Source organism: Lentihominibacter hominis (assembly GCF_014385065.1).
Classification (GTDB): Bacteria; Bacillota; Clostridia; order Peptostreptococcales; family Anaerovoracaceae; genus Lentihominibacter; species Lentihominibacter hominis.
In genome coordinates this window covers 88,354-113,514 of the sequence record NZ_JACRTA010000003.1, presented here as the reverse complement: position 1 = coordinate 113,514, position 25,161 = coordinate 88,354, and the positions used below count along the sequence as shown (strand labels likewise).

Here is a 25,161-nt window from a genome sequence, read left to right as displayed (position 1 = left end):
TTCCTCCTAATTATATTTTATGAAAATAATTTTCCAAATCATTTAGTTAGTTTTAACTAACACTTGGAGCTAAATTAAGGCCTATTTGAGCCTTAATAGTCCATCCCAGCCGCAATTAAAGAAAACGGCAAGCTCATTTACATATTGAACTGCGTGTTCTCTCGTCATATCATGAGCTACTGTTTCAAAAACAGCGGTGAAATAGGCGCTTGTGATCATGTGGTGGAGCTCACGGCTGACAGTTCCATCCAACTTGCCAAGCTGACGAAGTCGATCATAATAGATTTCTGTCTGAGCAATCTCAACTTCGACCAAATCATGAACATAATTGGAATACTTTGTTCCTTCGGAACAGCATATCAGCAATTTAAAAGTATCGAAATTATCATAGATGAAATTAATAAAACGATTTAAATAATCTGTCGATAATTCTCTGCTTTGAGCCGTTTTATCCTCCGGTATTAATTCGAAATGTGCCTGCTGAGCCATCTTGAACTGCTCCATCAAACCATCTGCAACCTCGGAGACCAGTGCATCAAAGAGTGCCGCCTTGTCCGGATAATATCCATAAAATGCCCCTTGAGTAAAGCCGGCTTCTTTAACGATGCCACGGAGAGAGGCATCTTTAAATCCTTTCGCTAAAAATTCCCGTTTTCCGATTTTAAGAATTTTACGTTGAGTTTCTGTGTACTCTGCCATATCTAAATACCCTTTCCGCTAACATATCAGTGATATATATCATCGATATATTAGCATGATCCGTTTCCTTTGTCAATAATATTTCTGTTTAAATTACATTCTGCAATCTAAACATTTCATAACTTGTTTTCCTTTCAGTTTTTCGTCTAATATTTTTCGTTTAACAATTCATTAACTCTTTCAATAGGAAATTTATCTTCTATATTGACTACTTCAAATGAATTACCCCTGAAATCCAATATTCATCGCCATTTTCAATATCTATATAGTTTGAATAGTTCCCTATGCTTTTTTGAAAAATATAGTCATTAAAATAAATTGTTTTTTTCTTTTTGAAGCTTTTATATATCCTATCCATGCAAGAGCATCATCTTAATATCTTTTTTTCAGTTCAATATACATTAAAGCTTTAATCATTTTCGATGCCTCTATAAATTCCAATTTTCTTAGTTTTATAAGCTGAATTTATTAAAAAGAACATTCATACAAAAACATTTCTGACAGATTATTTTCTGCTATCTTTTTATCATAAGACGAATATACATTTATTTTGCTAAATCCTATTCCTTTTAAATAGGGTTCTATTTCCCCTAACTTATAAAGGTGTGTTTGAAAATCCATTCTTTCTTGTTGTAACAATTTTGTCCCGTCATATAATTCATAAATACTTGGAGAATATTGAGTACGTGTTTTTTCGTAATAATAATTCTTTATTTTAAGAACTAACGTATATCCTTCTTTTGTCTTTACAGATATTGAAGTTTTGTAATCTGTATCATTAAGACATTTATCAGCTATTGTATCAACTGCAAAAACAAACTTACCGTCTTTTTTCAATAATTCTTTCATTTTATGTAAAATCCTTTTACATAAATCCATATCTGTAAATAACGATACAGAACCAGAGGATATAAAAATATAATCGTATTTTTCTGCTGAATCATATTCCAGTATATCTTTTTGAAATACTTTTGCGTTGGGGGCTTTTTCATTCAATTTCGCCAGCATTTCTGTTGATAAATCTATCCCCTTAATATCATATCCCCTTTCTAAAAAAGGAATTAAAAACCTACCACTGCCACATAAAGGTTCTAAAATTTTCATTTCTTTTTCCGCATAAGAAAGATAGAATTCTAATTCATCCTGTGGTGCTTCTTTGTGTAAAATCTCATACATTTCTGTACATAGACTGCCGTAATAATTTTGAGTTATTCCCATATCTATTCCCTCACTAATTCTAATTTTTCTTAGTTACATCAACTACAATTTATAGCGTATCAACATATTGCTTTGCCTGCACCAAATCCGCAGAAGCAACTTTTCTTACCTTTTTTACAGATTATACCTCTCTGCCACTGTTTTTTAGATGTGCTATATATTCCTTTTCTTCATCGGAAATAAAATATCTAGCTAATTATTGGTTTCCAATTTCTTTACACAATTTATCAATCTGTACTTGTTATGATTTTACTTGTTTTTGCAATTCATTGATTTTTATATAAAGTAAAATTCCACCAATTATCATTAAAGTTATAATTCCATATTCCATATAGTTTACCTCAGTCTTAAATTCCGATTTTCTTAGTTCTATAAACTGGGAGTTATATTATTTATTCGACTGACAATTTCTCGATAAAATGGTTTTCGTACATATTCCAATATTTCCTATATACTCGCTCATTATTCCCATCAAAATTAAGCTGATACATTCTAAAGAATACAGGAACATCTTTTGGCTGCCATTGTTCCTCATAAGTATAGCAGTATTTCATACCAACAACTTCCATAACATGGCCGCTTCTCGGATTATTTCTATCGTGTGTGGCAGTAATATATGGAATCCCATCTTTTTTTACCTGCTCAACAACGGCTTTCGCTGCTTCGGAAACAATACTTTTATGCCAAAATTCTTTGCGAAGAGCATAGCCAAAATCATGGTGTTCCTCCATGTCAACCTTTATATAGCCGATTGGATAGTTATCTTCTTTAAGACAAATAGCATACGCATAAGCCTGTGGCTCTGCATACTTTGCGGCATATCGTTCCTCATAAAATTTCTTAGTTTCTTCAAGGTTTTTTATCGGATACCACGGAAGAAATTTATTGACTTCCTCATCTTTGAGAATTAAGAAGAGAGCTTCCATATCGTCCTCTGTAAATTTTCTTAAAACCAGGCGTTCTGTTTCGATTGCTGGGGTATTCATAATATTTTCTCCTTTATAACTTTTATCAAATTCAGTGATGATCTTATTGAATGTATGGTTTGCATTTTCGGCGACAGCTTCATTTGTATCTGTACAAGTAATCAGTACTTTCCAAAGTGCCCACCCTCTCACTCGGTCAATGGTATCCTTATCAAAACCTTGTAAAAAATATTTTCGACTTTTCTGATGCGAAAACGACTTCGTGCCACGATGACACAAAGTTGAACGAAGAAAGAACTGGTGAAATTATTGCAGAAAAATATGGTGTAAGTGCACGGACTCTTCAGCGTAAAATATGTCTTACATACCTCATTGATTCTCTGGCGGATCTATTAGAGTCTGGGAAATTAAAGCAAGCAGCGGCAATAGACATAAGTTATTTTGCTTTGTTTAGTTACAGGTACTTCAACTGCTCACCTATATCTCGTCCATTATACATAACAGTAACGATATGCACAATTTTTTCCTCCAAGTAAAAAATATACAAAATCACAAAATTATCTGTCGGAAGGACACGCATACCTCGGCTGTACCAAGACTGATATTCATAGCGGTGATATCGCTCCATCAATTCATCAAAAGAACGAATAGCATTCCACAACCACTTGATTTGTTTTTTCCGCATTTTCAGGTGAACACAGGTCAACAGCAATATAAAAAAGATATTCCTTAATTCTCAACTGTCGTTATCTGCTGACAAATAATCTATCCATATTTTTCTATCAGTTTTATACACTTGTGTATCTCTTTTAATTAATACTTTCCTACAGCTAAAAAAAGGGTTTTTACGACATATTGGATAAATAACAATAATAAAAATGTAAGGAGAAAGGCGATCTTTAACTTCTGGTCATTGTGGCCACAAGTCAGAAAAGAACACCTCTGGTCATCGTGACCAGAAGTTAAATGTAAAAAACCTTAGATATCCTTGCTGAAAAATATAGTACCCACAGTGAAAACAATTATGCTAATAATCACTTTATCCATCTTATTAAAAATATCAAACGTATGAAATAAAATAACTTCCTTGTGCGTTACATTCTGCAATAAATTATAACACTTTGTTTTATTTTATTGCATTATATAACAAAATACAGCACTTTACTACGCCTGCCTATAGACATTCCTCTGCAAGTTACGCATTTTGTGTACACAAAACGCCACTTGTTAGGGATAATCCCTAACACCCTTTATATTGTTACAATTTATGATATTTTAATATAAATTGTAATATAATCACAGAGTGCTATTATATATAAGTCTCTGATAAAGTTTTACTCACGTTTGGAAATAATTGAATCCCAAAGAAAGAATGATTATAATAAAAAAACGAAATCAAAAAATCTGAAATTATTACGATTCAAAAAACGCTGGATTATAATAGAACAAGAAAAAAATCAGTATGTAAATACCGCTTGCGAAGTACAGTATTCAATGCAATTTAAACTTGCTAGCCATCTGAAAGGATTAAAGACATAATAGAAACCGAAAGGAGGATACAAGGCATGAGCATAGGACAAACAATTTCTGATATACGAAAAGCAAAGAAAATGACTCAAGAAGAATTTGCCCAGATTTTTCATGTTACAAGACAAACGGTGTCAAATTGGGAGAAAGAAAAGAATTATCCGGATTTAGAAACACTTATAGCTATGAGTGATCAATTCAATATCTCCCTAGATGTTATGCTAAAGGAGGACAAGAAGATGACTAAGAAATTGAATATGCAGATAACCTTTAGTAAAAGGTTTAAAAAAAATACACTTTTAATTCTGTTTTGTATTATGACAATATTGATTTTGAGTGCAATAGGTTGGGGAATCATTTGGAATAATACAAAGGAATCTTTAGAAGAAAAATTTGAAAATGGCGTAGAAATAAATGAATTTCGCTTTGATAAGCAATTGGGGCACTATAAAAAGGTAATTGATGAGGATACTTATTACACATTGCCCAATCAGTCAATGCCGGGTTATTTTGATTTTGTTCTTCATTTTCACAATGCAGTTTTAGATTATTATACAGAAGAGAACGAAGAAAATATCCAAATAAGGTGGAGCGGAAAGAACAAAGATGAAGAATTAGAACATACCGTTTTTTGCTTAGATAAATATGGTAACTATAAGTATACTCTTTCAGAAATACAAGAAAAAGAATTACGTGAAACAAATCCGAATATCAGCACCGTTCTTAAAGATGGTAAGAAAATATATGAAAGTATATATTTTAAGAATTGATTGTAATGTTGCAAAGGATAAATTATGAACAACTCCTAATTCTCAATGTGCCTTAAATGCGCCAGCTATAGACAAATCCTTGGAATATGTGACATTGGCATTGGATGGGAATTTGCAGATGTGGATAGATGCCGAAGATAACTTAGAATGTTAAAATACATTATAGGCCTGCAGTTTTACTCATTTTCACAAGCGGCAAAAAACACAATGCCGCTTGTGTGCTTTGGTAAACTAACAGACTACAAGTCAATACTTAGTTTTCAGAAGTTATCAACATAATATTTTTCAAAATTTCCACACATTTGTTTATTCCAAGAGTTCCACTATCCATAAATACTGCCGGACCATTTTGTGCGAGCTTTTGTATTACTGACTGCTCCTCCGCTGCCAAACTCTCTTTCAATTACGATATAATTATACTTCATTTTCGTTTTTCTCCTTTCACAGGGAAGCGTAAAAACACTTCCCTGTTATTTCCTATACTGCTTCCTCTTTTTCTTCAAACTGACTATTATATAAATCTGCATAGAAACCGCCCATTTCCATCAATTTTTCATGATTTCCACTCTCAATAATATCCCCGTCTTTCATCACCAGAATCAAATCCGAATTGCGGATTGTGGACAAACGATGTGCAATGACAAAAGATGTTCTTCCAGCCATCAGCTTATCCATTGCATTCTGAATCAGAATTTCTGTTCTGGTATCTACGGAACTGGTTGCTTCATCTAATATTAAAATCGGTGCGTCTGCAATCATTGCCCTTGCAATGGTAATCAACTGTTTCTGTCCCTGTGACAAACTTGCGTTATCTCCAAGAACTGTATCATATCCATGCGGAAGTGTCATTATATAATGATGAAGCCCCACTGCTTTGCAGGCTTTTATCACCTGTTCATCTGTCACGCCTTCTTTGGAATAAACGATATTTTCACGAATGGTTCCTTCAAACAGCCATGTATCCTGAAGCACCATGCAGAACTGACTGCGCAGATTCTCTCTTTTCACATCCTTCGATGGTGTTCCGTCAATCAATATATCTCCGGAATTTGTCTCATAAAAACGCATCAACAGATTAACCATTGTTGTTTTTCCCGCTCCGGTCGGTCCGACAATCGCAATTTTTTGCCCTGCTTTCGCCTTTACCGAAAAATCTTTTACAATCACTTTGTCTTCATTATATCCAAATTGAACGTGTTTGAATTCCACATTGCCTTTTACATTGGAAAGCGCTTTTGTCTTATGACCTTCATCTTCCATTTCCTCTTCTCCAAGAAATTCAAATACACGTTCACAGGCTGCCGCTGTGGACTGCAGACTGGTTGCCGCCTGGGCAAGCTGTGAAAGGGGCTGTGTAAACTGCCGTACATACATCATAAACGCAACAATCACACCGAAAGAGATATGTCCGTTCAAGGCAAGCAGCGCTCCCACGATACAAACAACTACATATCCGAAATTACCGACAAATGCCATCAACGGCTGCATTAGACCAGACATAAACTGACTCTTCCATGCACTGTCATACAGACGCCTGTTCATTTCACAGAATGTCTTTCTTGCATGTCTTTCTCCATTATATGCTTTTACCACATTATGTCCGGCATATGTTTCTTCAATGTGTCCATTGATGGCGCCAAGTTCCATCTGCTGACGCAGGAAGTATTTTTGAGAACGAGAAATAATCACCATCATCAGCGCAAATCCTAATAAACTTGCCACAATCGCAGCCACTGCCATAATCCAATTGGTATAAAACATCATTACAAGTGCGCCGACAAAGGTGGCCAGTGCCGACACTAGCGTTCCCATGCTCTGATTCATGGTCTGGGAGATGGTATCCACGTCATTGGTCACTATGGACAGCGTATTTCCAATACTGTTAGAATCAAAATACCGCAGCGGAAGCCGGTTGATTTTATCTGAAATATCAGCACGCAGGGTTTTAGATACTCTCTGTGTGATGACCGCCATAATCTGTCCCTGGATCAGGCTGAATGCCCATCCACATACATACAGGACAACAAGCAGCATACAGATATCTACCACCGCCGACACATCAATTTTTGTCATCAGTCCTTCTGTAATCAAATCCGTTATATCTGCCAATTTATTTGGTCCGATAATATTTAAGATCGCTCCTGCTGCCGCAAGTATAACAGCCCCCAACATAAACGGAAGGTATTTTTTACAGTAAGAGAGAAGCTGCCCTATGGCTTTTCCAAAATCATCGGCTTTCTCACCGGCGGTCATTCCGCCCGCTCCTCCCGGGCCTCCCGGGCCGCCATGCGAAGAGTTATTTTTTTTATATTCTCCCATTTTGTATTCATTCTTAGGCATTTGCAATCTCCTCCTTTGTAAGCTGTGACTCTGCAATTTCCAGATAAACTGGACAGTTTTTCAACAGCTCCCTGTGCGTTCCCTGACCGACAACCCTTCCTTCATCTAATACGATAATTTTATCCGCATCCATAATGGTTCCGATTCTCTGTGCCACGATCAGGCTGGTTGCACCGTTCGTTGTTTCTTTCAGTTTTTTCCGCAAAATTCGATCCGTCTTATAATCCAACGCTGAAAATGAATCATCAAACACATAGATTTCCGGTCTGCGGCAGATAGCTCTTGCAATAGCAAGACGCTGTTTCTGTCCTCCGGACACATTCGTTCCGCCCTGCGCAATCTTCGCATCATAGGTTCCATCCATTTTCATAACAAATTCCTCTGCCTGAGCAACGGATACTGCTTCTATAATATCGTCCTTTTCTGCCGGAGCTCTTCCATTTTCACCATAGGTTACATTGGAAGTAACCGTTCCATTGAACATTACCGCTTTCTGCGGCACATATCCCAATTTATTGTGAAGCGCTTCCTGCGTATAGTTTTTAACATTAATTCCATCTACAATAACTTCACCCTCTGTTGCATCATAAAACCTCGGAACAAGATTAATCAATGTGCTCTTTCCGCTTCCTGTTGAGCCGATAAATGCAACGGTCTCCCCTTTATGTGCAGTAAAACTAATATCATGCAGAATATATTCTTCCGCATCCGGATATTGAAAACTGACATGTCTGAATTCCACTTCTCCCTGTTCGTAAAGCTCAGAATCTGTCACCTTTCCATCATGGATCTTCGTCTTAGTGTCCAGAACCTCATTAATACGTTTTGCTGAAACGATAACACGCGGAAGAATGATAAATGTCATCGTCAGAAGCATAAACGCCAGAACCACCTGCATTGCATACTGCGAAAATACCACCATGTCAGAAAACAGTGTCAGCTTATCCGGTCCTGCCGCTCCGTCGATCAGATACGTACCAATCCAGTAAATCGCAAGTCCAAGCCCAGACATAATAAGCTGCATTCCCGGCTGCATAAACGCCATAGTACGACTGGTAAATAAATGGTTTTTTGTCAAATCATCATTTGCCTTTTCAAAACGGGCTTCCTGATAATCTTCCGCATGGTAGGCTCTGACAACCCGAAGTCCGGTCAGATTTTCTCTTGCTACACGGTTCAAACTATCCGTCAGTTTCTGAATACTTTTAAATTTCGGCATAGCAAGCGCAATCACGCTTCCGAGCATCAGTATCAGAACAATGACCGCCCCTCCTGTTGCAGCCGTCCATTCCCAACCTTTTCCTGCAATTTTCACAACTGCCCAGACTGCCATAATCGGTGCCTTAATTATTGCCTGTAATCCTATTGCCACACACATTTGAATCTGCGTAATATCATTTGTAGAACGAGTAATCAGGCTGGCAGTTGAAAAACCATTGATCTCTTCCATAGAAAACGACATTGTTTTATCATATACTTTTTCACGAAGCCGCATAGAAAGACTTGCCGCCACTTTCGCTACCATGAAACCGACAATCATTGCCGCTATCAGGCTTCCGAAAGCGCAGAGAAGCATTTTCCCTCCGGCAGACATAATCTCTCCCATTTCACTTCCTTCCGTCTGTACCAGCCGCGTGATTTCCGACATATAATCCGGCATCTTCAAATCCAGCCAGACCTGAGTAGCAATAAACAGCAAACTGATAAAAATCAGTCCCAAGTCTTTCTTTCTGAGATATCTTAATATTTTCAGCATAATGAACCTCCTCATTTTTATTCTGCTGATACGATATCTGACTTTTCTCAACTAGACCTCAATCCAACCTCAACTGAACCTCAACTTTTTAGATTTTACCCTTTTATATTTCCTTCACATTTACTTGAGGTTGAGTTGAGAATGCTGTTCTATGATATCCAAGATCCAAACATTCAAATTTATAAATGGAGGTATTTGAATATGAACAATGGAGTATTAAAGGTATTAAAAGAAAGAAGAAGTATCCGTTCTTTCAAACCGGAACAGATTACAGACGAGGAATTAAACGCAGTTTTGGAAACTGGAACGTATGCTGCAAATAGCAACGGCTCTCAGGCTCCTGTCATTATCGCTATTCAAAATCCAAAACTGGTAAAACAGATCGACGAAATGAGCGGGAAAATTGTAGATCCCACCGGAGCTTTTCATCCATATTACGGCGCACCGACAATTATCTTCGTATTGGCACCGGAAGATGGAGTTGCACCTGTCGAAGACGGTTCCTTAGCCGCCGGAAACATGCTGAATGCAACTTATGCTGCCGGACTGGGAAGCTGTTGGATTCACCGCTCCAAAGATATCTTTTCTTCAGAAAAAGGCAAAGTCCTGTTAAAACAATTGAGTCTGCCTGAGAATCTCATGGGCGTCGCTTCTATTGCACTGGGATATGCAAACGGCGAACTTCCAAAAACCGCTCCGCGAAAAGAAAACTATATTCTTCATGTAAAATAAATAATACTTATATACTGCTTTCTCATTGGGTCTCGGCGTTTCCGGGATCCTTTTATTGTTCTGAATGGAAAAGTGTTCAAAAAAAGTTCTATGGATGGCTTTTATTGAGATATAGTTGAGGTTTTTATGTTATGATAAAAAATATAAGGATTATACTGATAGAGGAGGTACATGCTATGTTTCAGATATTAGTTGTGGAAGATGATAAAGAGCTTCGCGATCTTTTCTGTACTGTTCTTTCCGATAACGGTTATAAGCCGATTCCCGCATCAGATGGTCTAAATGCTTTTGATATGTTGGAAAAAAATTATATAGACGTAATTGTTTCTGATGTCATGATGCCGAATATGGATGGTTTTGAAATGACAAAAGTCATCCGAAAGGCCGGATACACTATCCCTATTCTCATCATCACAGCAAAAGAAAATGCTGCGGACAAACACGAAGGATTTCTCGCCGGAACTGATGATTATATGGTAAAACCCATTGATGTCAATGAAATGGTGTGGCGTGTAGAAGCGCTGCTTCGCCGTTCTCAGATTGTCAACCAGAGAATGGCAAAACTCGGAAACACGGAATTTGACAGCACAACTTTCACGGTAATTACAAATTCTAAAAAAACAGAACTCCCGCAAAAGGAATTTCTTCTGTTATTCAAACTGATTTCTTCGCCAAACCGTATTTTCACACGGCGGCAGATCATGGATGAAATCTGGGGACCGGACACCGAAACGGATACACACACACTTGAGGTCCATATTAGCCGTCTGCGTGAAAAATTTAAAGAAAATCCTGATTTTGAGATTGTAACAGTCCGGGGACTTGGCTATAAGGCGGTGAAAAAAAATGATAAATAAAAAAACGTTTCACATCACGGTTGTTTTTTCCGCTATGGTCTTTCTAATTCTTGTTATTACTGTTTTTTTAACTAACTTATTTATTATTCTTCTTTTGCGCAGTGGAATTTTAACCAACCCAAGACCGGAACTTATATTGCTTGTATCTGCACTAGTCAGTATTATTGTTGGAACAATTTTCTCTCAGGTCATTGGAAAACGTCCTCTGAAATTTATTCAGAATATTGATAATGCAACAAAAGAAGTGGTAAAAGGCAATTTTGAAGTACGACTCAGTGATAACATTCAGGCAGAAGAGCTTCGTTCCGTAGCACAAAATTTTAATAAGATGATTCAAGAACTCTCCAATACGGAAATTTTCCGAACAGATTTTATTGAAAATGTTTCTCACGAATTCAAGACACCTTGCTCTGCCATTGAAGGATATGCCACCTTACTGCAAAATAATTCTTTAACGGAAGAAAAACGAACAGAATATACGAATAGAATTCTTTTTAACACTCGCCGTCTTTCCAATCTGACTGGAAATATTCTTCTTCTGTCCAGACTTGAAAATCAGGAAATTGAAGTGAAAAAGGAAACTTTCTCTCTGGATGAGCAGCTTAGGGAAGTGATCTTGTTGTTTGAATCGCAATGGATAGAAAAAGAACTGGATCTTGATATTGACCTCTGCACTGTCAATTACACAGGCAACAGAGAAATGCTGATGCAGGTATGGCAGAATATTTTCGGAAATGCGATGAAATTTGTTCCAGATCGTGGACAAATCCGTGTTCTACTAAGCACAGACAGACGTTCCGTAAAAATTTCTATCGTTGATAACGGAATCGGAATGAGCAAAGATGTTTTGAAACGAATTTACGAAAAGTTTTATCAGGCTGATTCTTCACGCAACGAGATTGGAAATGGTTTAGGATTAACTCTTGCAAAACGAATTGTTGATCTTCACGGAGGAACAATTTCTGTTTCCAGTGAGATAGGAAAAGGGACTGCATTCACTGTAACGCTTCCACTCAAATAATCGTAATTTCCGCAGAAATCATGCAGGCAAACACATCAAAGTTCTTTCTTCAGCCATAGTAAAAACACCGTCAATTTCCTATTGTATCTTCAAGAATTGACAGTGTTTTTATCTGTTTAATAACAATGCCATAACGATTATGCTACCTCTAATGTAGTTGCCAGATCTTTTTTCGCGGCTTTCTTTGCCGGAATAAATACACCAATCAATGCCAACAGAATAAGCACAACTGCATTAACAAGCTCTGTTCCTATCACATTATGAATAATCGCATTACATGGAATTAATAAAAATTCTGTAATTCCAATGCCGATCAATCCTGCATATAATCCAATAATGAACGTTTCTACATTAAACACCTGCTAAATATTATGTTTTAATGCATTAATAGCTCGCAGAATACCGATTTCTTTGGTATGTTCCAAAACAAAAATATCTGTATATGCAATCTGTTCTTCTCCGTCCACTCCTTCTGTTCCCTCAAGCATCTCATCAAAGCCATTTGATGACTGTATCATTGACACTTCTGATCTTTCCCCAGACATATTCGCCATATTCGGCGCTGTACTCATGCCGCCGGATGTATCCGGTATATTGGAAACCATTTCAAACATTATACTACCTTTTAAAAGTGTACTTTCAGCGGTATCAATACTCTCTGCTCTATTTTGGTGAAGCTGTAATAGAAGTATGTATATATTCCTCCCCTTCAGCTTTCTATTATTAGCATTTTTTTCTACATAAACGTAGCCTAAATCAATCAGCTGCTGCAAATGCTTGTAATACTGTTTTTATTTTGTTCCCTAAACTGCATATTTTTAAACGCAACACATCCATCATTGGCGCTGACCATAATCACCCCTTTGAGCAATTCCTCCACAGTATGTTGTTCACCCGGTTCCATATACATTTGGCTGCCTCCCATGGCTGCTGCTCGTTCTGAAACGGTCACTTTATCATCAAGTGATATCTTACCCGAATCACAAGCCTCCAATATCAAAAGAAGAGTCATTACCTTCGTTACAGACGCCGGAGGCAGATGTTCCTTTTCATTCTGCGCAAACAGCACTTTCCCACTGCTTCCGTCTATAAGTACAGCTGATTTAGCATCTATTTTAAGATCTGAATTTTTAACTTCTTTATCAGAAGATGCAGATTCATCAGCCGGTGCGTTTCCCGATACAACAGAAGCCTCATCAAATATAGTCAAACTTCTCTCTTTAGTCATAAATTTATCCACACCCATGAAACCGCCTGCAAGTAAAAATATACCTATAAGGGCACCTGTAAGCACTTTTTCCCATCTCTTTAAGATTCTTTTCACTAAAAAACCTCCCTTCTCCTTAAATGTATGCATAATCTCAAGGAAAAAGAAGGTTTGATCAAAGCTTTGCTATCATAAAATCATGACTGATGCTGCAATATCATAAATATTTTTCTGTCAATTCACTGCTCTGCATGTTATAGAAATCTGCGAGAATCCATCACCAGTTTTTCTTCAAGATTTATCAATCGCTTCGTTATGTTTTTCGATTGCTCATCAGCTGCTTCATATTGATTAAGGTATTTATTTAAGGTTTTAACTCCCATATTACATCCGTCTGTCATAAGATCTGCAATAGTTTCATCTGAACCATCCATAGCAAGTTTGGCATTAGTTTTCATCCATGACATGCCTTTTGCCATCATATTAGGTTCTTTTCCATCATCATGGTATTTATCCAAAAGAGTCTGTATTTCATCCTGAAGTTTTACATGCTGATCTTTACAATATTTAAGAGCATGTCTAAAATCATCGCTGCTGACATAATCAAAAACATCATCTATAGAAGAAACTCCCATCTTAATGCCTGCATCACATTCCCTCAGCAATCTTATTGTATCCTGTTCAATCATTGATTTTCAACTCCTTATCATATCCGGGTAACCCCATATTAAATTATTTATCATAAGATAAGTATGGCTGGTTTCTCCCGAATTATTCCGGCTAAGAAAAAATGAGATCCCGTAAAATCGAAATCTCATTTTTTCAGTCTTGTAACAATTATCAAAGCGTGTGCGCTAAGAACAAATTTAATTTATATAATTCCCATCAAGAATTTTTATCATAGCATTATACAAATCCTCTCTGCAATGCGTTATGAGCTCTTCTTTATTTTTATATATACCGGGATCTGTCTGAAATACATGGTTAATGCCTACCTCGGCAAGCTCTGGAATGTCTTCCTTCATACGTCCAACCACAGCTATCACCGGGACATCTGCCTTTTTAGCTCTCTTGGATATACCCACTACAACTTTGCCTCCGAGACTTTGTCTGTCAAACTGTCCTTCACCTGTAAATATGACTTTGCAGTCCTTTAGCAATCTTTCAAACTGAAGCATATCTAAAATCACATCTATTCCCTGCCTCATATCTGCATGAAGGAAAACATACGCTCCTGCGCCCATTCCCCCTGCAGCTCCACCTCCGGAAAGACATGAAACATCTATACCGAGATTTGAATTCACAAGATCAGCAAAATATTTAAGATTTCTGTCCAGCATCTCTACCATGGCTTCATCTGCACCTTTCTGAGGAGCAAAAATATAGGCTGCGCCATTATGACCATACAGAGGATTATCAATATCACACATTACTTCTATAGAAACTGCTGACAGAAATTTATCGGTTTTTGAATTATCTATCTTCTCTATACTGCACAGATTCTTACCGACAGGAACAAATTCTCTTCCATTTCTATCATAAAATCTTGTTCCCAGAGCAGCTGCCATTCCCACGCCGCCATCATTGGTACAGCTTCCTCCCAGCCCCAGAATAATTTTTCTGCTGCCGTTTTCAACTGCGTCTTTGATCAGTTCTCCAACTCCGAAAGTAGTCGCTGAAGACGGATCTCTCATGCCGTCACTGTCAAAAGAAAATCCTGATGCCGCAGCCATTTCTATAACAGCAACATCTCCTGTAATCCCATAAAAAGACGTGATTTGTTTTCCATAAGGGCCTGTTACGGATATATGTTTTTTATCTCCTCCAAAAGCAGAAAGAAAACAGTCTACTGTTCCCTCGCCTCCATCAGCAATGGGAACACTTATGATATCAGCCTCATGGTCTTTGTCATAGATAGCAGTTCTCATGATATCACAAACCTCTATAGCGTCCATCGTTCCTTTAAATGAATCAGGCATTAAAAGATATTTCTTGTTTGAACATTTATTATTCATTAACTACATCCTTCGCATCTGTTTTATTATATATCACCATAAATATCACAGACAACACTGCACATATAATCGCAGCTATGGTTATAAGAGTCATGAATATATCGAACATCCCATCTACACCATATGTATCAGCATAATACTGATGATCTTCATATCCCGGAAGGAAAAGTCTCCCTATAAACATCAGTACTGCCAGCAGGCCAAAGGCAAAAGCTATTCTTCTCGTATCGCCCACTGCCAATTTAGTCTTCTTATTTATAGGATATTTCACGGGATCATTCTTGTAAAGGCCTCCATATATCCGTTTAAATACTATATATGCTACAGGTCCTGATATCATCCCTAAAAGTCCCATTACAAAATAATCTGTTCCATTTATAAACAATGCTATGAAAGCTACTATTATAGGTATCGTACAAAAAATATCAGTGCCGACTTTTCCCAATCTTATCTTATAAGGTCTCGGTAGATCAGGTTCTTTCCTTCTCAGTACCATCTGAGATATCATTATCAGCGAATACAGCCCCAGATTGAAAAGAGATACTATCGTAACCAATATATCAAATTTGAAAGCACACAGTATTAATGAAACTATTGATAAACTCAGGATAGCCACATAAGGCACACCATGCTTTTTATCACACTTCACAAGAGCTTTCGGAGCCAGATTATCCTCAGCCATTACGAAAAATCCACGGGCACCTGAAGCCAGATAAACATTGAACATCGAAATATTGGAAATAAAGGCTACCATTACGAAGGCTACACCAAAGGCTGGAGCGAATTTCATCGCCACATCCACATAGGAAACTCCTTCTGATCCCCATTTGTCCCACTGCCCCACTGCTCCAAGAGATGCCACAGTAGGAAGAACATAAGTCCCTATTATAAGAGGAAGCGCTATTATTATGGCCTTAGGTATTATCTGAGGATTTTCCACCTCGCCGGCAAGACTCGACATCGACTCATATCCGGCATACATCCACATTCCTATAGCTATACTGGATCCTATACTCCCTATTACAGTCTGCCCTGTCGCTACAACAGGCTCAAAAGGATTCTGAGAAAAATTCAGAAAACCTATTATAGCAATTCCTGCAAAAGCTACCAATATAGCTCCCGAAATAATAGAGCTTACAATGGCTACATCTTTTATTCCTCTCAAATTTATCCATGTAAATACAGCTATTATGACAACCTTGCATATATAACTCTGAAAATTGGTAAGGCCCAGATACGAAGCTATATAGTCAGTAGCCAGAACTACGAAAACAGCCACATTTATATATATTCCTATATTCTTTAGCCAGCCGATCTGAAACCCCCAGAACTCGCCCAGAGCTCTCTGTACCCATCTGTAAAATCCGCACTCATCAGGTATGGCTGATCCCAATTCACTTGAAGCCAACGCTATAGGGAATGCCCATATCAAAGGCAGTACAAACAGCATGATGACAGTCATGCCCGGACCTGATGAAGAAACCATATCTTCTATTCCATATGCTCCGGCAGCAGTCATAGCATATATCATACCTACAATCCCGATAACACCTACTTTATGCTGCTTCAATCCATTATTGCTCATTTTTCCTCTCCTTTGCCGGTAAACATCTATAGCTTCAGATCATATGGCATTCCGCACATATCCGAAGAATCTCTAAAGTAGTCAAGCATAAGATAATTTATCTTTGTATCCGGAAGCTTAGCTTTGATTTTCGATGTCAAATCTCTGGCTGCAGCTATACTTCTGTCAAAGGCTTCCTGAGAAAACTCCCTGAGCTTCTCATTATTTCCATCATAATTTTTCTTTGCATCCTCTGCCTGCTGGATAAATTCGTCCTCCATAGGCTGAAATATTTCCTGCGCCATAGGTGCAAAGTCTTCATAACTAAGGGATATATATCTTTCCAGCTCAGTAAATACCCACCATGGACTGGCTGAATCATATTCAGCATCTGCTACTTTAAGCTGCTGAGGAATCCATCCCAGATTAAACTTAGGTGTGAAAACAGAACAACACGGAGGTGCCATGCTTCCCCAATATGTGATCTTGAAAGGATCCGCAGCATTTTTATCCAGAGAGCACACTACACTTGCAGCTGATGCGCACCCGTTCATTCCGCCCGGATGACAGCATATAGTAGGCATTTTTGATGTAGCAATATCATATTGTATAGGCTTTCTGTAATCCATATCATAATGATCTCTTAAATTGTTCATCATCATTTTCACTGTAAAAGGATCTCTGTCCCTCATAAGCTCTTCCTGTCTTATGTATCTGAAATATGCTTCTCCATCTTCATAGTCACAGTCTGAAATAGAAAAAGTGAGACCTATGTTTATCTTTTCTTCTTCTCTGCACCAACCTTTTGCAGCAGCATCTTTTATTACATTTTTTCCAATCATGTCATAATCATCCCTGAGAGCATATATATTTCCTATATGTCCTACATGCTCTATCTTCTTTGCGGCCCACATTCGCTGACATGATTCAAACATATACGCTTCATCATAATCCGCAATTATATAATTAGCATTGAAATACTGCGGTCTGATAAGAGGATCTCCACCCGTACCGTATGTCTCAAGAAGCTCTCCCATAACTTCAACAGCCTTTGCTGCGCTGTCTGATCTGGCCAGAGCCAGTCTCAGAATATCCATTCCGATAAGGCCCCATTTGAGTTCCGGGGTTTCTCTTCCGGTCACTGCTTCGTTGCCTATTATTACGCCCTTTTCATTGACACCGTGCTCGAATCCGAATATATTATATGGTCTTGAACCAATATATCCATAAGTATGCTCCACTTCAGGAATTTTAATATATGTACACTGTACCATTTCACCCTTCTCATGATCTGCCGGAGGGAAATATTCCAAAGGCTGTGACTCGTTCACAGGACGGTCACTGTTCTTGCCAAATATGATATCTCCCTGTTTCGTCGCGCTTTTTAATGCTATTAACGTAGAACACGATCTTGAAGCAGCTGAATTCTTTTTCATTTCCTTACCTCCTGATTTGATTGACGTATATTAATGATTTTATTATAATATTATATATAACATTTATATATAGGTATTTATCTGAAAATAACGACATTTTATTGTTATATGTACTAAACGACTTGATAAAACAAAGAGGTATTATCATGAAAATAGGAAAAAATACAGCCACTGAGCTAATACGTGAAATCAGCGCCGTAATAGATTATGATATCAATATAATGGATGATACAGGCATGATAATGGCCAGTACCGATCCTATGAGAGCAGGCCAGTTTCACGAAGGCGCCCATCTTGTAATAAAAAAACATCTTCATGAGCTGCCTGTATATTATGACGATGAATATACAGGATGCAAAAAAGGTATTAATCTTCCTATTTTTTCAGATAACGGTATAATCGGTGTAGTAGGTATCACCGGAGATGTTGCGGAAGTAAGCCAGTACGCTAAACTGATCAAAAAAGTCACCGAAATACTGATAAACGACTTTGATATAATCCAGAGAAAAAATAAAAAAGAACAGGCCAGAATGCTTTTCATAAACAGCTGGCTGAACGATGAAATTGACAGCATTACCGATATAACAGAAGAACTTCAAAAATATCACATGGATCCCCGTTCAGCTATCGCTGTGGCACTGATCTGCAACATAGATAAAACAAACAATGTCCAAGATTTTCTGGATCTCCGTTTCATAAAGGATCATATACTGACCGGATATACTAATGACATGGGAATAGTGGTGGGTAATTTTAATTCTCCTGAAAAATTCAGAGACTATCTCGTCTCATGCTTCAACAAAGAATTTCCTGCGGAAAAATATATATGCGCTATAGGTGCCTGCAGTTCAAACTGCAGCACAGCTTCGGAATCATTCAGACAGGCGCGCAGAATAATGATGCTTAATAAAAATAACAGCCCCGGTATCTATATATATGACGAACTGCTTCTTGATGTAATTATTGATTCTGTAGACACAGACAGTAAGAAACGCTTTACAGGCAGAGTATTCAAAACCTGCAGAAAAAATGAGATTCCCGATATAGTACATTTTATAGACATTTATTATAAAAACAATGGGTCTATCAACGCCATAGCTAAAGAAATGTTCATTCATAAGAATACGGTACAATACAAAATAAATAAGATAATAAATCAAACAGGGCTGGATCCCAGAATTTCCAAGGATCTCACAGCCCTGTATCTTGCCGGCAGATGGTACCGCCCTTCCGCCGGTTAAAGCTTTTAGGCAATCAGACTTCTACCCCTCTTAAAGCCAGCTCATTATTCACTTCACTTTGCATCGTCTCCGTAAAGAACGGCCGCATATAGCATGTCATGCGCTCCCATACTATTTTTGACGCATCATTTATATCAAAGCCTTTTAAAGACATCACATCACAGTATGATACGACGCCTATAAGCAAAGACATACCATTGCAGGCTACTGTCTCCAAGATCTCTCTTTCAAGACTTATAGCTTTGCCCTTTTCTGTCAGCGATCTGTACATGCTTATTGATGCGGATCTTATCCGTTTTTCCACTCTTCCATATATATCTATCAATGAATTGTCATTTACGAATAATGTAGGCATTTCAGTATAGAAAAACTTATACTTTAAGCAATGCAAAATAGCTCCTTTGAAAAAGTCAAGCAAACCACCTGCGCTCTCTACCTTTTCATATTGAATAATAAGATCTTCTATTTCTTTAAGCATGCGTTCCTTCCAGATACATCTTATCACTTCTTCTTTATTGGCGTAATAATAATATAAATTACCCGGACTTATTTTCATAGCCGCGGAGATCTGAACTGTACTTACATTTGATGCCTTTTTTTCATTAAACAATTTAATGGATGTGTCTAATATTTTTCCTTTTGTTCTATTTGATTTCATGTCGTCCCTCCATTTTTATGCATAGTAATTATACTATCACAGATTGTTTAAATGGTCTATAAAATATTCCTATATTATTCATATGTTTTTAACATGTTTTATTCTTTTATCGTTACCCATTCTCCCGTAAGTTCTGTCACAGAGCCGACTCCGGTATCTTTTTTTAGTTCTGTTTTTCCGTTTTTCAGTTGATTAAAAATTTTTTTATAATTTTCTTCAGTAAACTTTTTAAAAGAAGATTTTTCCATTTCCAGTTTTACACCGTCATTCTTTGCCGCATAATTAAACGCTGTCCCTCCGGTGAAAGTCTCTCCAATATAACTCTTAAGAACGGTTTCCACAGCCGAATCGATTCCTTTTACTGCAGAAGTTATAACAGTCTCAGACAAAGAACTCTGATCCATATCAGAACCTATTACTTTACCCTCAGACTTTTCAGCTGCTTTAATTACTGATTTTCCAATAGATCCGCCTGAAGCGAAGATCACTTGAATACCGCTTTCATACCATTGGGATGCCAGCTTCTCCGTTTCTTCTGATTCTTTCGAAACTCCGGTATATTTATAATTCATCTCTACTTTTACTTCATCTTCAGCAGCCGCAGCCGCAGCACCTTGAACAAATCCGTATCCGTAACGTTTTACAGAAGGCAGAGCCTGTCCTCCCATAAATCCGAGTTTAGTATACCCCTCTTTCACTGCTGCATATCCGGCCATATATCCTGCCTCTTCCTCAGCAAAAACAACACTCACCATATTAGCAGCTGTAGCATAAGTATTATTTTCATCATGAGGAACTCCGTCTATCAAAAGAAAATCTAAATCTGCATATTGAGACTGTGCTGCATATGCAGTAGTCTCAAACCCGCTTCCTGCCAAAACGATAAATCCGGCGCCGTCATCTGCGGCCTCCTTTATAGAAGTCATATATTGCTCCTGTGAAGCCTCCTTGGGTTTATAGACTTTTGCTTTTACACCGTTTTCTTCCGAAAAGCTCTTTACGCTTTCCCATGTAGCCTGAGTAAAAGATCCGTCTTCAACATCAGCGCTTTCCGCAATCATAGCTATTTCACAGCCTTCCTCCTCATCTGCTTTTTTCTGATTTTCAGAACTGCTGCATGATGCCAAAACCACAGTCGAGATTAATATTACCACTATACTGATTAAGCGTTTCATCATAATACCTTCTTACCTTACTATCTTTTTTATAAGTTTTCTCTGTTCCGGTTTTTCTCTGGTTATTTTAACAGCACTTTTAATTTCTTCCAATGCTTTTTTAACTTTTTTCACATCATTGCCATAAACAGAACAAATAACTTCTCCCCTTTTTACTTCTGCGCCCGTTTTTTTATAAAAATATATCCCTGCTGCAAAATCTATATCATCATCTTTCGTAAACCTGCCAGCTCCCGTATGCTGCGAAGCTATTCCTATCCTCATAGCATCGATTTTATTTATATACCCGTCATCATAAGCTTTAAAGTCAAGAGAAACACCGGCGGATGGTAAAAGATCTGTATTGTCTATTATATCCAAAACTCCTCCCTGAGCTGTTATCAGATCTTTAAATTTCTTTAGACCTCTGCCGTTTCGGAGCGCATGGAAAGCCATCTTTATCCCTGCTTCAACTGTTGCGGCCTTCTGTCCCAGATATATCATAATACCCGCAAGATATACAGATAACTCAGTTATGTCATGTTCACCCTGCCCTTTAAGAACCTGTATAGCTTCTTTTACTTCCATGGCATTTCCTACTGCACGTCCCAAAGGCTGATCCATATCTGTGATGACTGCCATAGTTTTCTTCCCACTCATATTACCTATATCTACCATCATAGAAGCCAATTTTTCAGCATCCTTTTGAGTCTTCATAAAAGCTCCGCTTCCACATTTCACATCAAGAAGTATTGCATCAGAACCTGAAGCAAGTTTCTTGCTCATTATACTTGAAGTTATAAGACTGAAATTTTCTACTGTACCTGTGACATCCCTGAGAGCGTATATCTTCTTATCGGCAGGCGCTATATGGCCTGTCTGGCCTATTATAGCTATCCCTTTCGTATTGACCTGTTCTATAAAATTTTCTCTTTCCACAGACACTTTAAACCCCGGTATGGATTCAAGTTTATCTATCGTCCCTCCTGTAAATCCCAAACCTCTGCCACTCATTTTAGCCACAGGAACTCCGCATGAAGCTGCCAAAGGGCCTGCTATCAAAGTAGTTTTATCACCAACTCCGCCTGTACTGTGTTTATCTACTTTTATACCATTTATACAACTGAGATCCACCACATCTCCCGATCTTTTCATAACATCTGTGAGGACTGTCGTTTCACCTTTATCCATTCCTTTAAAATACACAGCCATAAGAAAAGCAGACATCTGATAATCCGGTATATCCCCTTTAGTATAACGCATTATCATATATCTTATCTCTTCATCATCAAGCTTTCCGCCATCTCTTTTTTTTACGATTATATCTACTGTATCCACTTAATCCCCCTCCTTCTCATGGCTTTATACAGATAGGCATACAGGAAAGTCTATCCACAGACACAAGGCTGTACTCCACACCATAATGCATTCCTTCTATCGCATTCCTAAACCCATCCTCACCATGTATATGTCCATATATGACACGTGTTACTCCATACTCTTCAAATATTTTCTGAAACCCTGAAAATGACGCCGCCTTTGATACAGGAGGATAATGCAGAACTCCAAGTACATGACTCCCATCCGTGCAGCCTTTAGCTTTTGCCCTATCCAAAGATGCACGGAGCCTGAGCATCTCCCTGTTATATATCTTTTCATCAGACTCCCTGAAATCATCATTATCAGGAGTTATCCAACCTCTTGTCCCGCATATGAACAGATCCTCAGCTCTATAGCAGTCATTTTGAATAAAAGTAACAGATTCATACATCCTATTTAATTTAGTTATACCATTCCACCATAAATCATGATTGCCTTTGAAAATCACCTTATGGCCGGGAAGCTCCGCCACCCAGTCAAGATCATACTTAGCTTCATCGAATTTAAGTCCCCACGATATATCTCCGGGCAATATCACCGTATCATCCTTTGTTATGATATTACACCAGTTCTCTTTAAGCCTCTCTGCATGATCATGCCACCTGGGACCATATATATCCATAGGTTTTTGAATATCCGGACAAAAAGATAGGTGCAGATCTGATATAGCATATATGCTCATTTGATTCATCCTTTTTTATTCTTCAAATTTCTCAGATAATTTCTCAGACTCTCCTGCAGACGATATATTTTTAAGAGCCCTCTGTATACCTCGAGTTCTCACCCCTACAAGTGTTTCCAGCTCTTTCTGCGCTTGTTCCATTCTGTTTTGAGTTTTGACAAGGACATCTCCAAATTTATCAAATTCATTTCTTACCTTAGCAAGAGTATCCCATACTTGCCCCGACTGCTTCTGGAGCGCCAATGATCTGAATCCCATCTGAAAACTGTTGAGCATTGCTGACATCGTAGTCGGGCCTGCTATACTTATCCTATAATCACGCTGAAGAGTATCTACTATACCTTGTCTTAAAACCTCTGCGTAAAGCCCCTCAAAAGGAAGGAACATTATAGCAAATTCAGTTGTCGCCGGAGGACTTATGTATTTCGTTTTTATATCCTTCGCTGCTTTGATGACAGCATTCCTGAGTCCATCAGCAGCAGCCTTTATAATCTGTTTATCTCCCGTATCATAAGCATCGAGAAGATTAGTATAAGCATCAGCCGGAAATTTTGAATCTATGGGAAGATATACAGGTGAATCTCCCTCACCGGGAAATTTTACTGCATATTCTACACGTTCACTGCCGCCTTTAACAGCTACATTCTCATCATATTGATCAGGAGAAAGCATCTGTGATAATATAGCGCCAAGCTGTATCTCTCCGACTATTCCTCTTGTTTTAACATTAGAAAGGACTTTCTTCAAATCTCCTACTCCTGCCGCCAATGTCTGCATTTCTCCCAAACCTCTCGTTACCTGTTCCAACGTATCGCTCACCTGTCTGAATGACCTTCCGATTCTGTCCTCAAGAGTCTTTTGCAGCTTTTCATCCACAGTATTTCTCATTTCTGAAAGCTGTCTGTTGTTTTCTTCCGTCATAACCGTAACCTTACGTTCCATAGAAATTCTGATATTTTCAAGCCGTTGCTCTATACTCATAGAGGTACTTGCCAGCTGTTTGTTAAGTTCAGCAAGCCTTCTGTTCTGAGCTTCTGCGCTTTCTCGCTGATTCTGGGCTATCATCTCACTCATACGCTTTATGCTTCCTTGAACAGACTCAGCAGTTTCTCTTCTGGAGCGGCTCATCTCTTCTCTGATATCTCTCCGCAGTTCTCCTTCCTGGCCCATGCTGCCGCGCCGTGTCATCTTCATTATTATGATTATTGCCAATACTATCAAAACTATTATTGCCGTAAACAATACCAGCAACACAAGACTTATATTCTCCATATCTATTCCTCTCTGTCAATGTCCCCAAGTATATCCCTTACTACCTGCCCTGCAATTATAAGTCCGGCCACAGAAGGTACAAAAGATATGCTCCCCGGCGCCTTTCTTCCCGCCTGCTTTATAGGCTCCTCATCGGAATAGAGGACTTTAATCCCCTGTATCCCTCTTGATTTCAGTTCTTTTCGCATTATCCTTGCTAAAGGGCATACTTTTGTCTTCTCGATAACATCTATCCTGAACCTTGTGGGATCCAGTTTATTCCCCGTTCCCATCGATGATATGACGGGAACATTTTCACTGCATGCCTTCTGTATGATAGACAGTTTGCCTGTAACATTATCTATTGCATCTACGACATAATCATACTTACTGAAATCAAACTCATCAGCTTTATCAGGAAGAAAAAAACATTTTACTGCAGTCACATCGCACTGCGGATTTATATCCCTTATGCGTTCTGCCATTACTTCAGCTTTAGGACGCCCTACAGTACTGTAAAGAGCCGGAAGCTGTCTGTTTATATTAGTTACATCTACAGTATCCCTGTCCACCAATGTTATCTTTCCTATACCTGCTCGAGCAAGACCCTCTGCAGTATAACTTCCTACTCCTCCTACGCCCAGTATTATTACAGAAGCAGAGGACAGTCTGCCGATACCTTTTTCACCTATGACAAGCTCTGTTCTGTCAAATTGTTCTTTCATTT

24 protein-coding genes are annotated in these 25,161 nt (G+C 38.2%); 6 read left to right on the top strand and 18 right to left on the bottom strand.

Features of this window, described 5'->3' with window-relative positions; genetic code table 11:
* Positions 1 to 81: 81 nt before the first annotated feature.
* The 3 genes from H8692_RS08550 to H8692_RS08540 all read right to left on the bottom strand — a co-directional run bounded on the left by H8692_RS08550 (position 82) and on the right by H8692_RS08540 (position 2,903).
* Entirely contained in the window at positions 82 to 699 is a 618-nt protein-coding gene (locus H8692_RS08550) for a TetR/AcrR family transcriptional regulator (protein ID WP_187525474.1), read from the bottom strand.
* 468 nt (positions 700 to 1,167) lie between these two features.
* A complete protein-coding gene (locus H8692_RS08545) occupies positions 1,168 to 1,917 on the bottom strand; it encodes a class I SAM-dependent methyltransferase (RefSeq protein WP_187525473.1) in 750 nt (249 codons plus the stop codon).
* Positions 1,918 to 2,309: 392 nt separating this feature from the next.
* A complete protein-coding gene (locus tag H8692_RS08540; protein WP_187525472.1) occupies positions 2,310 to 2,903 on the bottom strand; it encodes a GNAT family N-acetyltransferase in 594 nt (197 codons plus the stop codon).
* Positions 2,904 to 3,124: 221 nt separating this feature from the next.
* Here H8692_RS08540 and H8692_RS10670 point away from each other — a divergent pair, with 221 nt between their 5' ends.
* The gene (locus H8692_RS10670) at positions 3,125 to 3,379 is read left to right on the top strand and encodes a hypothetical protein (protein ID WP_207722980.1); all 255 of its coding nucleotides are present in this window, start codon (positions 3,125 to 3,127) and stop codon (positions 3,377 to 3,379) included.
* A 1,029-nt stretch (positions 3,380 to 4,408) separates the two neighbouring features.
* Positions 4,409 to 5,140, top strand: coding sequence for a helix-turn-helix domain-containing protein (locus H8692_RS08535; RefSeq protein WP_187525471.1), 732 nt, complete (start codon positions 4,409 to 4,411; stop codon positions 5,138 to 5,140).
* Between the two features lie 477 nt (positions 5,141 to 5,617).
* Here H8692_RS08535 and H8692_RS08530 read toward each other — a convergent pair whose 3' ends face one another.
* Together H8692_RS08530 and H8692_RS08525 are read right to left on the bottom strand one after the other, a co-directional pair.
* Positions 5,618 to 7,480 carry an ABC transporter ATP-binding protein gene (locus H8692_RS08530; RefSeq protein ID WP_187525470.1) on the bottom strand — a complete coding sequence of 621 codons (1,863 nt, stop codon included), beginning with the start codon at positions 7,478 to 7,480 and terminating at the stop codon, positions 5,618 to 5,620.
* A complete protein-coding gene (locus tag H8692_RS08525; RefSeq protein ID WP_187525469.1) occupies positions 7,473 to 9,236 on the bottom strand; it encodes an ABC transporter ATP-binding protein in 1,764 nt (587 codons plus the stop codon). The genes H8692_RS08530 and H8692_RS08525 overlap by 8 nt, the downstream gene beginning before the upstream one ends.
* Positions 9,237 to 9,437: 201 nt before the next feature.
* Between H8692_RS08525 and H8692_RS08520 the strand changes: the two genes are divergently transcribed.
* The 3 genes from H8692_RS08520 (at position 9,438) to H8692_RS08510 (ending at position 11,846) form a co-directional block, all read left to right on the top strand.
* Entirely contained in the window at positions 9,438 to 9,968 is a 531-nt protein-coding gene (locus H8692_RS08520) for a nitroreductase (RefSeq protein ID WP_187525468.1), read from the top strand.
* 176 nt (positions 9,969 to 10,144) lie between these two features.
* Positions 10,145 to 10,825 (top strand): response regulator transcription factor, encoded by a 681-nt coding sequence (locus H8692_RS08515; protein ID WP_187525467.1) that lies wholly within the window; start codon positions 10,145 to 10,147, stop codon positions 10,823 to 10,825.
* Complete coding sequence (locus tag H8692_RS08510) at positions 10,815 to 11,846, top strand: HAMP domain-containing sensor histidine kinase (RefSeq protein WP_177270032.1); 1,032 nt, start codon at positions 10,815 to 10,817, stop codon at positions 11,844 to 11,846. Before H8692_RS08515 ends, H8692_RS08510 begins: the two co-directional genes overlap by 11 nt.
* Positions 11,847 to 11,983: 137 nt before the next feature.
* Here the strand turns inward: H8692_RS08510 and H8692_RS08505 are convergent, their stop codons facing one another.
* The 7 genes from H8692_RS08505 to H8692_RS08475 all read right to left on the bottom strand — a co-directional run bounded on the left by H8692_RS08505 (position 11,984) and on the right by H8692_RS08475 (position 18,068).
* The gene (locus H8692_RS08505; protein ID WP_187525466.1) at positions 11,984 to 12,205 is read right to left on the bottom strand and encodes a hypothetical protein; all 222 of its coding nucleotides are present in this window, start codon (positions 12,203 to 12,205) and stop codon (positions 11,984 to 11,986) included.
* A gap of 3 nt (positions 12,206 to 12,208) precedes the next feature.
* Positions 12,209 to 12,460, bottom strand: a complete 252-nt coding sequence (locus H8692_RS11050; RefSeq protein ID WP_187525465.1) for a hypothetical protein — start codon at positions 12,458 to 12,460, stop codon at positions 12,209 to 12,211.
* Positions 12,461 to 12,606: 146 nt separating this feature from the next.
* Positions 12,607 to 13,170, bottom strand: coding sequence for a D-alanyl-D-alanine carboxypeptidase family protein (locus H8692_RS08495; RefSeq protein ID WP_346727779.1), 564 nt, complete (start codon positions 13,168 to 13,170; stop codon positions 12,607 to 12,609).
* Between the two features lie 137 nt (positions 13,171 to 13,307).
* Positions 13,308 to 13,742, bottom strand: a complete 435-nt coding sequence (locus tag H8692_RS08490) for a hypothetical protein (RefSeq protein WP_177270026.1) — start codon at positions 13,740 to 13,742, stop codon at positions 13,308 to 13,310.
* A 177-nt stretch (positions 13,743 to 13,919) separates the two neighbouring features.
* Positions 13,920 to 15,068: a glycerate kinase family protein gene (locus H8692_RS08485; RefSeq protein WP_187525464.1), complete on the bottom strand. Its 1,149-nt coding sequence runs from the start codon at positions 15,066 to 15,068 to the stop codon at positions 13,920 to 13,922.
* On the bottom strand, positions 15,061 to 16,653 hold the full coding sequence (locus H8692_RS08480; protein WP_177270022.1) for an APC family permease: 1,593 nt from the start codon (positions 16,651 to 16,653) through the stop codon (positions 15,061 to 15,063). Before H8692_RS08480 ends, H8692_RS08485 begins: the two co-directional genes overlap by 8 nt.
* Before the next feature lie 26 nt (positions 16,654 to 16,679).
* The gene (locus H8692_RS08475) at positions 16,680 to 18,068 is read right to left on the bottom strand and encodes a C69 family dipeptidase (RefSeq protein WP_177270020.1); all 1,389 of its coding nucleotides are present in this window, start codon (positions 18,066 to 18,068) and stop codon (positions 16,680 to 16,682) included.
* A gap of 146 nt (positions 18,069 to 18,214) precedes the next feature.
* On the opposite strand from H8692_RS08475, the gene H8692_RS08470 reads away from it, so the two are divergent.
* Entirely contained in the window at positions 18,215 to 19,309 is a 1,095-nt protein-coding gene (locus H8692_RS08470; RefSeq protein ID WP_177270018.1) for a CdaR family transcriptional regulator, read from the top strand.
* Between the two features lie 13 nt (positions 19,310 to 19,322).
* On the opposite strand, the gene H8692_RS08465 is transcribed toward H8692_RS08470, so the two are convergent.
* From H8692_RS08465 to H8692_RS08440, 6 genes are all read right to left on the bottom strand, one after another.
* The gene (locus H8692_RS08465; RefSeq protein ID WP_177270016.1) at positions 19,323 to 19,967 is read right to left on the bottom strand and encodes a TetR/AcrR family transcriptional regulator; all 645 of its coding nucleotides are present in this window, start codon (positions 19,965 to 19,967) and stop codon (positions 19,323 to 19,325) included.
* A 98-nt stretch (positions 19,968 to 20,065) separates the two neighbouring features.
* Positions 20,066 to 21,145 carry a BMP family ABC transporter substrate-binding protein gene (locus tag H8692_RS08460; RefSeq protein WP_243206957.1) on the bottom strand — a complete coding sequence of 360 codons (1,080 nt, stop codon included), beginning with the start codon at positions 21,143 to 21,145 and terminating at the stop codon, positions 20,066 to 20,068.
* Between the two features lie 9 nt (positions 21,146 to 21,154).
* Complete coding sequence (locus H8692_RS08455) at positions 21,155 to 22,459, bottom strand: pyrimidine-nucleoside phosphorylase (protein WP_177270014.1); 1,305 nt, start codon at positions 22,457 to 22,459, stop codon at positions 21,155 to 21,157.
* A gap of 16 nt (positions 22,460 to 22,475) precedes the next feature.
* A complete protein-coding gene (locus H8692_RS08450) occupies positions 22,476 to 23,183 on the bottom strand; it encodes a metallophosphoesterase (protein ID WP_187525463.1) in 708 nt (235 codons plus the stop codon).
* A gap of 15 nt (positions 23,184 to 23,198) precedes the next feature.
* The gene (locus H8692_RS08445) at positions 23,199 to 24,455 is read right to left on the bottom strand and encodes a DNA recombination protein RmuC (protein ID WP_207722979.1); all 1,257 of its coding nucleotides are present in this window, start codon (positions 24,453 to 24,455) and stop codon (positions 23,199 to 23,201) included.
* Between the two features lie 2 nt (positions 24,456 to 24,457).
* Positions 24,458 to 25,159: a tRNA threonylcarbamoyladenosine dehydratase gene (locus H8692_RS08440; RefSeq protein ID WP_187525462.1), complete on the bottom strand. Its 702-nt coding sequence runs from the start codon at positions 25,157 to 25,159 to the stop codon at positions 24,458 to 24,460.
* Positions 25,160 to 25,161: the final 2 nt, after the last annotated feature.